General features: G+C 74.8%; 11 protein-coding genes. 7 read left to right on the top strand and 4 right to left on the bottom strand.

The features are described 5' to 3' along the window. Window positions 1–114 precede the first annotated feature (114 nt). Window positions 115–1,416: an ABC transporter substrate-binding protein gene (locus ACIF6L_RS25830; RefSeq protein ID WP_329489215.1), complete on the bottom strand. Its 1,302-nt coding sequence runs from the start codon at window positions 1,414–1,416 to the stop codon at window positions 115–117. Window positions 1,417–1,589: 173 nt separating this feature from the next. Here ACIF6L_RS25830 and ACIF6L_RS25825 point away from each other — a divergent pair, with 173 nt between their 5' ends. Both ACIF6L_RS25825 and purU read left to right on the top strand, forming a co-directional pair. Continuing rightward, on the top strand, window positions 1,590–2,105 hold the full coding sequence (locus tag ACIF6L_RS25825) for a hypothetical protein (RefSeq protein ID WP_352291437.1): 516 nt from the start codon (window positions 1,590–1,592) through the stop codon (window positions 2,103–2,105). A gap of 180 nt (window positions 2,106–2,285) precedes the next feature. Beyond that, window positions 2,286–3,152: a formyltetrahydrofolate deformylase gene (gene purU, locus ACIF6L_RS25820; RefSeq protein WP_396488814.1), complete on the top strand. Its 867-nt coding sequence runs from the start codon at window positions 2,286–2,288 to the stop codon at window positions 3,150–3,152. 60 nt (window positions 3,153–3,212) lie between these two features. On the opposite strand, the gene ACIF6L_RS25815 is transcribed toward purU, so the two are convergent. Both ACIF6L_RS25815 and ACIF6L_RS25810 read right to left on the bottom strand, forming a co-directional pair. Next, window positions 3,213–4,397 carry a zf-HC2 domain-containing protein gene (locus ACIF6L_RS25815; RefSeq protein WP_396488812.1) on the bottom strand — a complete coding sequence of 395 codons (1,185 nt, stop codon included), beginning with the start codon at window positions 4,395–4,397 and terminating at the stop codon, window positions 3,213–3,215. Further along, on the bottom strand, window positions 4,394–5,215 hold the full coding sequence (locus tag ACIF6L_RS25810; RefSeq protein WP_396488811.1) for a sigma-70 family RNA polymerase sigma factor: 822 nt from the start codon (window positions 5,213–5,215) through the stop codon (window positions 4,394–4,396). The genes ACIF6L_RS25815 and ACIF6L_RS25810 overlap by 4 nt, the downstream gene beginning before the upstream one ends. A 544-nt stretch (window positions 5,216–5,759) precedes the next feature. Here ACIF6L_RS25810 and ACIF6L_RS25805 point away from each other — a divergent pair. Continuing rightward, window positions 5,760–6,314 carry an ATP-binding protein gene (locus ACIF6L_RS25805; RefSeq protein WP_396488809.1) on the top strand — a complete coding sequence of 185 codons (555 nt, stop codon included), beginning with the start codon at window positions 5,760–5,762 and terminating at the stop codon, window positions 6,312–6,314. 392 nt (window positions 6,315–6,706) lie between these two features. Here the strand turns inward: ACIF6L_RS25805 and ACIF6L_RS25800 are convergent, their stop codons facing one another. Continuing rightward, entirely contained in the window at window positions 6,707–7,684 is a 978-nt protein-coding gene (locus ACIF6L_RS25800) for a GlxA family transcriptional regulator (RefSeq protein ID WP_396488808.1), read from the bottom strand. A gap of 169 nt (window positions 7,685–7,853) precedes the next feature. On the opposite strand from ACIF6L_RS25800, the gene ACIF6L_RS25795 reads away from it, so the two are divergent. From ACIF6L_RS25795 to ACIF6L_RS25780, 4 genes are all read left to right on the top strand, one after another. Next, a complete protein-coding gene (locus tag ACIF6L_RS25795) occupies window positions 7,854–9,233 on the top strand; it encodes an MFS transporter (protein ID WP_396488807.1) in 1,380 nt (459 codons plus the stop codon). Window positions 9,234–9,254: 21 nt separating this feature from the next. Further along, window positions 9,255–9,782 carry a GNAT family N-acetyltransferase gene (locus tag ACIF6L_RS25790; RefSeq protein WP_329489222.1) on the top strand — a complete coding sequence of 176 codons (528 nt, stop codon included), beginning with the start codon at window positions 9,255–9,257 and terminating at the stop codon, window positions 9,780–9,782. 105 nt (window positions 9,783–9,887) lie between these two features. Next, window positions 9,888–10,229: a DUF4229 domain-containing protein gene (locus ACIF6L_RS25785; RefSeq protein ID WP_329489223.1), complete on the top strand. Its 342-nt coding sequence runs from the start codon at window positions 9,888–9,890 to the stop codon at window positions 10,227–10,229. 14 nt (window positions 10,230–10,243) lie between these two features. Further along, complete coding sequence (locus ACIF6L_RS25780) at window positions 10,244–11,443, top strand: LacI family DNA-binding transcriptional regulator (protein ID WP_396488805.1); 1,200 nt, start codon at window positions 10,244–10,246, stop codon at window positions 11,441–11,443. The last annotated feature ends 32 nt before the right edge of the window (window positions 11,444–11,475 follow it).

Here is an 11,475-nt window from a genome sequence, read left to right as displayed (position 1 = left end):
GGCGGGCGGCGGGGGGGGCGGGGGGCCCCCCCCGGGGGGGGGGGGGCGGGGCCGGGGGGGGGGGGGGGGGGGGGGCCCGGGCCCCCCCCCCGCCGCGGGCCCCGTCGAGGCCGGTCAGGCCGGCGGCCGGCTCCCGGTGAGCACCCAGCGGACGTCCACGAAACCCGGCTGCTGCAGGGCCAGCCGGCCGCCCTTGACCACCTGGTAGGTCACCCAGGTGTTGACCAGCCGGGGCGACTCGGTGCTGGCCAGCATGTTGGTGGTGCCCCAGTTCAGCGGCGGGGTGAGCCCGACGTCGATCTGCTCGCCGCCGTCCAGCAGGGCGGTCACGGTCTTGGCGGTGAGCGGGCGGCCGGCGGCGGAGAGCCGGTCGGCGACCTGCCGGAAGACTTCGTAGGCGACCCAGGTGGTCTGCACCCCGGGGTCGGAGACGTCCACGCTGCGGCCGCCGGCGGAGTCGCCGGACACCACCGAGCGCAGCGCGTCCCAGACCTTGGCCGACTCCGGCGGGTACCAGCTGGTGACGAACGCGCCGGCCAGCGGGCCGCTGTCGCCGCCGGTGGAGTCGACCACCGACTGCTGGACGCTGCCGATCACCGACGCGACCCGGGTGTTCTTGGGGCCCAGCCGGCGGTAGGAGTCCAGCAGGTTGCCGGTCGGCTCGGCGGCGAGCGCGGAGGTGATGCAGTTCCCCGGCTCGTCCTTGCCGATCGCCTTGCGGACGACCGGCGCGTAGTCGCTGGACTGCTCGGGCGCCTTGACGTCCAGCAGCTTGATCCCGGCCGGCTTCAGCGCGTTGGCCAAGTAGCCGAGCAGGTTGTCGCCGGCCGGGGTGTCCGGCCGGACCAGCGCGACGGCCTTGCAGCCGGCTTCCACCAGCTGCCGGCCGCTGCCGCCGATCAGCGCCGGCAGACCGCCGCCCACCGGGTAGGAGAGCGGGCTGCTGAACTCGGGCTGGGAGAGCCCGTACCCGCCGATCAGCGGGATGCCGGCGCGCTCCAGGACGGGCATGAAGCTGTCCCCGTACTGGCTGTAGGAGCCGAGCACGGCGACCGCCTTGGCGTCCACGGCCTGCTGCGCGCAGGCCGCGGCCCCGTCGGCGGTGTTGTGCTCGTTGCAGGTCAGGACCCGCAGCGGGCGGCCGTTCAGACCGCCCTTGGCGTTGAGGTCGCGGCCGATGGCCTCGGCGAGGGCCGTCATACCGGGCCGGTCCGCGGTGCCGGTGCCGGACGGGGCCCAGGTCATCACGGTCAGTTCGCCCTTGCCGGTGGCGGCGTCGGCCGGTCCGCCGCACGCGGAGGCCGAGAAGAGGGTGGGGAGCAGCGCCACGGTGATGGCGGCTGCGGCGATCGGGCGGCGGTTGCGCCGTGCCACGATCGGGTTCTGAGCCTGGGACGAGCCCTTGAGGCCGGTCATCGGTCTTCCCTCCCGGGGCGCTTCTGCTGCGTACCGGCCCAGCCAAGCCCGGGCGTCGCAAGCAGAGAGGGCCGAAAAGCGAATGAACGGCAAACGCCGACGGAACTCCGGGTGGGGACGCGTGTAGATGGGGAGTGGAGCACGAACCGTCGGGGAACGTACGATCGCTGTCCATGTCCGCCAGCTCAGATTCTTCGTATCGGTCTTCCCGAAACCCTTCTCGTCCGGGCCACCGCTCCAGCACGATGGGCGGCATGCCGCTCAACGACCTGCCCTGGTGGCGCTGGCGAGCCCGACTGCGCTCGGCGCTGCACATGCTGTCCGACCCCGGGTTCCAGCAGGAGACCTGGCTCTCCGGCCGGGAGGGCTTCGGGGACGTGACCGACGCCGTCTACCGGCTGGTCGAGGACACCTGGCTGGACCGCTGGTCCGCCGAGAAGTACGTCGGCACGATCTTCCGGGACTCGGCCGAGGCGGCGGTGGTGGACGTCGCGGTGCTGCGGGTGGTCCGGATCCTGCACCAGGTCGGCGCGGACGCCCCGGCCTCCGCCTACCTGGGCCACCACGGCTGGCCGGAGGCGGTCCGGGCGGCCCGGGAGGCCCACGTCAAGCTGGCGGTCAACGACGGCGAGGACCCGGACGCCCCGCCGCGCTCGCTGGACGTGCTGCGCATCCTGACCTCGTCCTGAGCCCGTCCTGAGCCCCTTCCGGGCACTTCGGCGCGGACCCGCGCCGGCGGCCCGGGTCCCGGCCTGTCCGCCGGTGGGCCGGAGCGTCCCGCAGTGCGGGCAGCGGAACGGTCGCTGTCCAGGATGTGACACGCTGGACCATTCACCACCGGCACGACCTCAGGACGGGATATCCCCACCGTGGAACAGCAGACGGCCAGCGCCCAGTACGTCCTCACGCTGTCCTGCCCCGACAAGCAGGGCATCGTTCACGCGGTCTCCAGCTACCTCTTCATGACCGGCTGCAACATCATCGACAGCCAGCAGTTCGGGGACGGGGACAGCGGACTGTTCTTCATGCGGGTGCACTTCACCGCGGCCGAGCCGGTGAGCGTGGACAAGCTGCGGGCCAGCTTCGCCGCGATCGGCGCGTCGTTCGGGATGGAGTGGCAGATCCACCCGACCGAGGAGCGGATGCGGATCGTCCTGATGGTCAGCAAGTTCGGGCACTGCCTGAACGACCTGCTGTTCCGCACCCGGATCGGCGCGCTGCCGGTGGAGATCGCCGCGGTGGTCTCCAACCACACCGACTTCCGCGACCTCACCGAGGGCTACGGGATCCCGTTCCACCACATCCCGGTCACCCGGGACAACAAGGCCGCGGCCGAGCAGGAACTGCTGGACCTGGTGGCCAAGGAGAATGTCGAGCTGGTCGTGCTGGCCCGCTACATGCAGGTGCTCTCGGACGAGCTCTGCACCGCGCTGTCCGGCAAGGTGATCAACATCCACCACTCCTTCCTGCCGAGCTTCAAGGGCGCCAAGCCCTACCACCAGGCCCACACCCGGGGTGTGAAGCTGATCGGCGCCACCGCGCACTACGTCACCGCCGACCTCGACGAGGGCCCGATCATCGAGCAGGAGGTGGCCCGGGTGACCCACGACATCACCCCGGACCAGCTGGTCGCGCTCGGCCGGGACGTCGAGTGCCAGGCGCTGGCGCGCGCGGTGAAGTGGCACAGCGAGCACCGGGTGCTGCTCAACGGCACCCGCACGGTGGTCTTCACCTAGAGTCCGCCCGGGTCTGCCGGCGCCGCTCGCCCGCGTCCCGTCCGCCCGCGTCCCGTCCGGCTATGGGCGGGACAGCAGCGGCGCCGCCCGGAGCACCTCGCGGATCGCCGCCCGGTCGCCGTGCTCGCCGACCGGCACCCGGTCCGGGTCGCGGTGTGCGGCGGCCAGCTGGCAGAACTCCAGCCCGTCCAGGACCATCGCGGCCACCGGCTCACCGCCGGGCGGTCCGCACTCCGGGCCGTCCAGCGGTATCAGCCACTCGCCGGCGGCCGGTCCGTCGATGACCAGCCGGATCTGCCGGCCGGTCCGGGCGGCGCCGTCGGGCGGTGCGCCCGCGGGGGTCCCGGCGTGCTCGGGCCGGGAGGCCCGCAGGCCCGCCAGCGCGGCCGGGAGCATCCGTACGGCCAGGTCGACCATCTGCCGCAGGTGCTGCGGCGCCGGCGGGGCGTACGGGTAGGCGACCGCGCGGGCCACGTCCTCGCCGTGCACGTAGCACTCGAAGGCCCGGTCGACGAAGGCGTCGCGCAGCGGGACGGTCACGAAGCCGAAGTCCACCGGGGTGTTGCCCTGCGGGGCCAGGGCCGCGGTGCGGACCAGCTCGTGGCAGTGCCGGCGCCACCGGGCCCGGACCCGCTGCGGGGGCTGCCCGGCCTGCTCGGCGGTCAGCCGGGCGGTGCGCTCGGTGATCCCGGCCCACGGCGGGCCGCTCTGCCGGGGCACCCGGGGGAGCGGGGGAGCCGCGTCCTGCGGCGGCACCCGGCGGTCGGCCGTCGCCGCGCCGCCGCCCGGGACGGGGTCGGGCAGCCCGAGGGCGAGTGCCACGTAGCCGTCCACCGCGGCGAGATGGCAGAGCACCTCGGCCGGGCGCAGGTACTCGGTACCGCCGTGCCAGGGGAGTTCGGCGACCTCCTGCCACTCCTCCGGGCCGAGGTCGCGCAGCAGTGCGTCGAGCTTGGCCGTCTCCGCGGTGTAGGGAACGCCCCAGGCGGGGACGGGCAGTTCGGCCGGCCGCCGGGTCAGGCACCAGTCGAGGACCTGCTGGCGCAGCGAGGCGGGCTGGTCGAGCGGCTCGTCGGCGGAGAGCCAGCCGGCCGCGTCCCGGAGCCGGGCGGCCTCCTCGGCGCAGCCCGGGCAGCCGCGCAGGTGCTGCTCCAACTCGGCGGCCTCGCGCCGCGGGCAGGCACCCAGGGCCCAGGCGCCGAGCAGCGAGCGCAGGGCCTCGTGCTGCTCCTCGGTGATGGTCACGTGCCCCCGCCCTCGTTCCCGTGGCGCGGTCCGTCGTGCCGGCGCCCGTCGTGCCGCTGTCCGTCGTCGTGCCGGCCTTCGTCGTGCCGGCCTTCGTCGTGCCGGCCTTCGTGGGGCTGTCCTTCGTGGTGCCGATCGCCGTGCCACTGCCCCGGGTGACCCGGTCCCTCGTGCGGCGCGGTGCCCTGCCGCGGCCCGCCGTCGCACCCGTCGTGCCGCCGGCAGTCGGGCGGGCCCGGCTGCCGCTGATGGGCGCGCTCCTCGGCGAGTTCGGTGGCCAGCAGCTCCAGGCCGAGCCGCATCCGCTGCTTGGCGGTCTGCTCGGTGATGCCGAGCCGGCGGGCCGTCTCCTGGTAGGTGCGGCCGTCGTAGTACGACACCTCGATGGTCTCACGCAGGCTCTGCGGGAGGGAGTCGACCACGTACTGGACGCGGGCGGCGGTGGCCACGGCCCGGATCTCCTCCTCGACGGGCCCGCCCTGCGCGCCGGTGCCGTCCGCGCCCTCGACGCCCAGCGGGGCCTCGGCGGCCCGCCGGACCCGCAGGCGGTCGACGGCGCGGCTGTGCGTCAGGGCGCCGAGCCAGGAACGGAGCGAGCCCTGGGCGGGGTCGAAGGCCTCGGGGTGCTCCCAGACGTGGGCGAATATCTCGCGGGTCAGCTGGGTGGCGGCGGCCTGGTCGGCCAGTATCCGCCCGGCCAGTCCGTGCACCATCGGCGCGAGCTGGTCGTACAGTTCGCCCAGTGCCGTCTCCTCGCCGCGGGCGAGGCGCCGTTGGAGCTGTTCGTCCCAGCGCGGGGCGCTGCCGGGGGTGGCCATCGGTAACCACCCTCCTACCGTGGGGTTCGCTGCCGTGCCCAACGGTATCCTGCGGCCTTCCGGGAGCGGGCGGATTCGGTACCGGAGGGCCACCCGGTTTCGGATCGTCACATCGTGGGATCTGCCGCGGCTCCCGCTGTTCGAAGGCCGTTGGACATATGTCGCACGGGTGGTTCGCGAGTGGCGGGCGGCGCGCCCGGGGTGTCCGGCGGTAGGTTCGCCACTGCATGTCCGGCCGGTCGGCCCGGGCCGGACGATCGCCGGTACGAGGCTCGCCAGAGTGAACGGGACAGTATGCACTGCCCTGTCCCCCGATCGTTGGAATATGCCCGAAGCGCTTGCTGCGGTCCGCCCGTCGAACCATCCTGAGGCGTATTCGTGTCGCAGCCGGAGCGCGACGGACGAGATGGCGCGGGCGCGACGTACCGGATGTGAACGTACGGCGGCCCGGCCTGCGGCGGCCCGGCGGGAGCCGGGACCAGCCGGCTGGACGATCCGGCCCGATCGAGACGATGGCCGAACTGCGAGTGCGGGTGGTGGAGCGGTGCAGGTTCTTCAGGTACAGCTTGCGGTGCGGGCGGACCCCGCGGAGGTCGGCCGGGCCCGCCGCTGGGTGCGCTCGCGGCTGCTCAACCACGGGGTGGACCCGGACGCTCAGATCGCCGAGACGGTCGTCCTGGTGGTCTCCGAACTGGTGACCAACGCCGTGGTGCACACCGGCTGTCCGGCCGTCCTGCGGCTCTGCTTCCCCGTCGACGACTCCCCGGCCGGGAGCGGTACTTCGGCGGCCGGCGGCTGCCCGCCGGCCGGCGGGCCGGTGGACGGGACGGGCTGCGGCGGCGCGCCGCGCGAGACGGCCGCGATCGGCCCGCTCCGGGTCGAGGTCGCCGACGCCAGCCAGGCCGCGCCGGCTCCCCGGCACGCGGGGCCGGACGCCGACGCCACCAACGGGCGGGGCCTGGAGCTGGTCGAACTGCTCTGCGACCGCTGGGGCTGGTATCCGGACGGTTCGGGCAAGCGCGTCTGGTGCGAGATCGGCGCCGGCGCGCCGCCGGTGGACCCGCTGACCGCCGTGGACTGGGCCGCACTGGCCCAGTGAGGCCCGACGATCAACGGGCCGAAACCTGACGCAACCATTCCGAATTTCGGACAACCCATTGACGTGACGTATCCGACTGATCACTCTGGGAGCAGCTCTCCGTTGCGAGGGGACGCCGAGGGAACACCCGAACGCCGCTGCGGTGCTGCTGTCCAGGGGGATCATGTCAGCAGGGGGGCCGTGGTACGCCGATCGCGCGGTGGCTCCTTGGCGAGTGCGGTGGGCTTTGCGCGGGTTCAGGGCCCGTGCTTCACGATCGGATGGCGGCGGGCCGTGCCGTGCTCGGGGTGCGTGCGGCCCGCCGCCGTCCGATCCGTGCGTTCCGCAGGGCCGGTTCCGGTCATTCGCCGCCGACTTGCCGCCGCTGAGCGGCCCGCGGGGGTGGCGCCCCGTCAGTGCGACCGCTCCGCCGACCGGAAGGTGCGCCGGTACGCGCTCGGCGCGACGTCCAGCCGCCCGCGCAGCCGCAGCCGCAGTGAGGCCGCCGTCCCGAAGCCGGATTCCCGGGCCACCTGGTCGATCGTCATGTCGGTGCTTTCCAGCAACTGGCGGGCGCGCTCGGCGCGCTGGACCGTCAGCCACTGGCCCGGGCTGCTGCCCGTCTCCTCGCGGAACCGCCGCGTGAAGCTCCGCACGCTCATGCCCGCCCGGTCGGCGAGCAGGCGCAGCGGGAGCGGCTGGTCCAGGTGCTCCAGCGCCCAGGCGCGGACCGCCGCGGCGCCGGGGCCGGCGTCGACGGCCGGGCGGGGGAGTTCGACGTACTGCTTCTGGCCGCCCTCGCGCCAGGGCGGCACCAGGCAGGTGCGGGCCACCGCGTTGGCCACCGCGCTGCCGTGGTCGCGGCGCACGATGTGCAGGCAGAGGTCGATGCCGGCCGCCACCCCGCCCGAGGTGAGGACGTCCCCGTCGTCGGTGAACAGGACGTCCGGATCGAGCCGGACCTTCGGGTACAGGGCGGCGAAGAGCTCGGTGTAGCGCCAGTGGGTGGTGGCCGGGCGGCCGTCCAGCAGTCCGGCGGCCGCCAGGACGAAGGAGCCGGTGCAGATCGACACCAGCCGGGTGCCGGGCCGGATCCTGGCCAGCGCGGCGACCAGGGCGGGATCGAGCCGGGCGTCGACCTCCCGGGGCCCCTGGTCCGCGGAGGCCGGGATCACCACGGTGTCCGCCCACTCCAGGAGTTCGGGCCCGTGGTCGACGGCGATCCGGAAGTCCGTACTGGTGGGGACCGGCCGGCCGTCCACGGTGCAGGTGGCCACCTGGTAGTGCGGCACGCCGTCGGCGTCCTTGGCCGACTCGAAGATCCTTGCGGGGATGCCCAGTTCGAAGGCGATCACCCTGTCGAGCGCCAGTACCGCGATCCTGTGCGCCATCGCGCCCGCCCTTCCGTTCCCCGCCGGCGCCCGCCGCCTGCCGCCGGGCACCCCGCCGCCCGTCGCCCGGGCCGGCGACCAGCGTACGCCGAACCGCTGGCCCGATCTTTGCGAAAGCTGGCAGTCAGGCCACTCGTGGTCGTTCGGGCCGTTCGGGAGACTCGGCCGGGTGAACGAACGCCACACCCCCACCCCGGGCCCGACCGCCGCGCCGGCCCGCCCCGAGGCACCGGCCCCCGCACCGGACCTCGCCCCCTCCGGGCTCCCGCGGCCGAGCCGCACCGGCCGCCCCCGGCCGCACTACGCCTGGGTGGTCGCCGCGGTCTCGCTGCTGGTGCTGCTCGGATCGGCCGGCTTCCGCTCCACGCCCAGCCTGATGATGGACGCGCTGCACAACGAGTTCGGCTGGTCGATGGGGACGATATCCAGCGCCACCTCGGTCAACCTCGCGCTCTACGGCCTCACCGCCCCCTTCGCCGCCGCGCTGATGGACCGCTTCGGCGTCCGGCTGGTGGTGGTCTGCGCGCTGCTGACCATCTCGGTCGGCGCCGGGCTCACCATGCTGATGCGCGAGCCCTGGCAACTGATCCTCTGCTGGGGCGTGTTGGTGGGCCTCGGCAGCGGCTCGATGGCCGGCGCGTTCGCCACCACCGTCACCGGCCGCTGGTTCCGGGCCCGCCAGGGCCTGGTCACCGGTGTGCTCACGGCCGCCGGCGCGGCCGGCAACCTGGTCTTCCTGCCGGTCGGCGCCTGGCTGGTGGAAGAGCACGGCTGGCGTTCGGCGGTCGTCGTCGTCTCGCTGGCGGCCAGCGCGGTCGCCGTCCCGGTGCTGCTGCTGATGCGCGAGCGGCCCGCCGACCTCGGCCTGCTCCCGTACGGCGCGACCGAGGAGCCGCCCCCGCCGGTGGCGGACAACCGGGCGCTGGCCCGCTCGTTGCGGGTGCTCCGGGACGCCTCCCGCAGCCGGGCGTTCTGGCTGCTGGCCGGCTCCTTCGCGATCTGCGGCGCGACGACGGCGGGGCTGGTCGGCACCCACTTCATCCCCGCCGCGCACGACCACGGCCTGCCGGTCACTACGGCGGCGAGCCTGCTGGCCCTGATCGGGATCTTCGACGTGATCGGCACCATCGCCAGCGGCTGGTTCACCGACCGCTTCGACTCCCGGCTGCTGCTGGTCGTCTACTACGCGCTGCGCGGGTTCTCGCTGTTCCTGCTGCCGCAGCTGTTCGCGGGTTCGCTGGAGCCGCCGATCCTGGCCTTCGTGATCTTCTACGGCCTGGACTGGGTGGCCACCGTCCCGCCGACCGTCGCGCTCTGCCGACGGCACTTCGGCGACGACGCGCCGATCGTCTTCGGCTGGGTGCTGGCCTGCCACCAGCTCGGCGCGGCCGCGGTGGCCGGGCTGGCCGGCCTCGCCCGGGACGCGCTCGGCACCTACGACCTCGCCTGGTACGCGGCCGGCGGGCTCTGCGCGGTCGCCGTGCTGCTCTGCCTGGCCCTGCGGGCGGACCGGCCGGGGGCGGGGGCGCCCGCGCCGAGCCTGTCGTGAGCGGACACTAGGCTCACCGTCATGACGCTCGCCTTCACCCTCGACCCCGAGCCCGGTCCGGACCTGCGCGCCGACATCGTCCGGCTCTGGACCGACGTCACCAACGCCGGCGGCGCGGTCGGCTTCGTGGCGCCGGTGACGGAGGACGAGGTCTGGAAGACCGCCGACCCGCACTTCGCCGGCCTCGCGCCCGCCGGGCCGGACCGGCTGCTGATCGCCCATGAGCGGGAGAGCGGCCGGCTGGCCGCCCTGCTCTTCCTCGACTCCATGCGGTTCGGCCTGATGGACCACTGGCGGCTGCTCAAGCGCGTCATGGTGCACCCCGACTTCCAGGGCCGCGGCTACGGCGCCGAGCTGATGGCCGAGGCCGAGCGGGTGGCCCGGGCCTGGGGGCTGGAGGGACTGCGGCTGACCCTGCGCGGCGGTCTCGGGCTGGAGGCCTTCTACGCCCGCTGCGGCTACACCGAGGTCGGCCGGGTCCCCGCCGCGATCCGGGTGGCCCCCGGGGACGACCGCGACGACGTCACGATGTGGCTGGACCTGCGTTGACGGACGGCCGCGCGGGGGCCGGGTGACCCGTGCCCCGCGCGGCGCGTCGGGCATGCTTCACTGGGATACCGGTCCGGTCCCCGCGCAGAGAAGGATGTGTCCCCCGTGAGCAGCAAGGTGAGCGACAAGTCCCACGCCACGCTCCGTTACACCTCCATGCGGGTCAGCATCTTCCTCGGCTGCCTGCTGGTCGCCCTGCTGCTGGGCCACTTCCAGGTCATCCCGGTCAAGGGGCAGACCGGCGCGATCTTCCTGTTCCTGGTGGCCGCCGTGGTCTCGGCGCCGCTCAGCTACGTGCTGCTGAGCCGGCAGCGCGACGCGATGTCGGCCCAGATCTCCGGCAGGGTCGACGGCCTCCGCAGCCGGACGGCCGCGCGGATCGCCGACCAGAACGCCGAGGAGGACGCGGCCGACGACGCCGCGCGCGCGACCGCCCTGCAGGGCTGATCCGCGTCACCGCCGTGCCCACCCCCGACCCCGAGCCGCCGGCCGACCGCGAGCCGCCGGCCGGGCCGCTCTCCGAGCCGCTGCGCGAGCCGCTGCCCGGGCCCGCCGCGCCGCAGGGCGGGAGCGTCAGCGGCACCTGGCCGGCTCCGGTCCGCAAGCCCACCGGGCGGGACGTGGCACGGCTCGCCGGGGTCTCGCAGGCCACCGTCTCGCTGGTGTTCTCCGGCCCCGAGGCGGGCCGCCGGGTCTCCGACGCCACCCGGGAACGCGTCCGGGAGGCGGCCCGCAGCCTCGGCTACCGCCCGCAGGCGGCCGGCCGGCAACTGCGGCTCGGCCGCAGCGGCATGATCCTGCTGGCCGTGCCGAACATCCTCGGCCCGTTCTTCGGCCGGGTGCTGGAGGGCGTCCACGAGGAGGCCGGCCGGCACGGCCTGGCCGTCGTGGTCAGCTCCGGCTGGGGGAGCGCCACCCTCGCCGACGCGGCCACCACCAGCCGGTTCGACGGCCTGCTGATCTGCTCCCCGGACGACAGCCAGCTCGGTGCGCTGCCCGCCGACACCCCCGCGGTCTTCCTGGACGCCGACCCCGGCACCGACCGGGCCCGGCCGACCGTCGAGCTGGACGTGGCCGGCGGCATGCGCGCCGCCGTCGAACACCTGGCCGGGCTGGGGCACCGGCGGATCGGCCGGCTGCGCTCCACCCACGCCGCGTACACCTTCCGGGTCCGCCAGGCCGCCTTCGAGCAGGCCGCCGCGGAACTCGGCCTGGACGTGGTCGAGCTGGGCGTCAGCCTCAACGAGGGCCAGCCCGCCGCCCGCGGCGCCGCCCGCCGGATGCTGGCGGGCCCCGACCGCCCGCACGCGGTGATCTGCGACGACGACGTGGTGGCCTCCGGGGTCTACCAGGCGGCCGCCGAACTCGGTCTGCGGGTGCCCGCGGACCTCTCGGTGGTCGGCATCGACAACATCCCGGTGGCCGAGCTGCTCACCCCGCCCCTCACCACCGTGGACCTGCCCGGCGAGGAGCTGGGCCGGGCCGGGGTCGCGGCCCTCGCGGACCTGCTCCGCGGCGAGCCGGTCGCGCCGGTGCCGCCGCTGGCGACCTCGCTGGTGCTGCGCTCCTCGACCGCGACCGGGACCGCCGCGACCGGTACCCCCGCGGCCGGGAGCCCCGCCTCCGGCGCCTCGCCCACCGGGACCGGCCGTTCGGATTAGCTCGGACAGGTGAAATGCCGTCAGGGCGTCTC

Source organism: Kitasatospora sp. NPDC086009 (genome assembly GCF_044540385.1).
In the GTDB taxonomy this organism is placed as follows: domain Bacteria; phylum Actinomycetota; class Actinomycetes; order Streptomycetales; family Streptomycetaceae; genus Kitasatospora.
The sequence above is the reverse complement of the archived record's forward strand: the minus strand, read 5'-3'. Positions and strand labels throughout refer to the sequence as shown.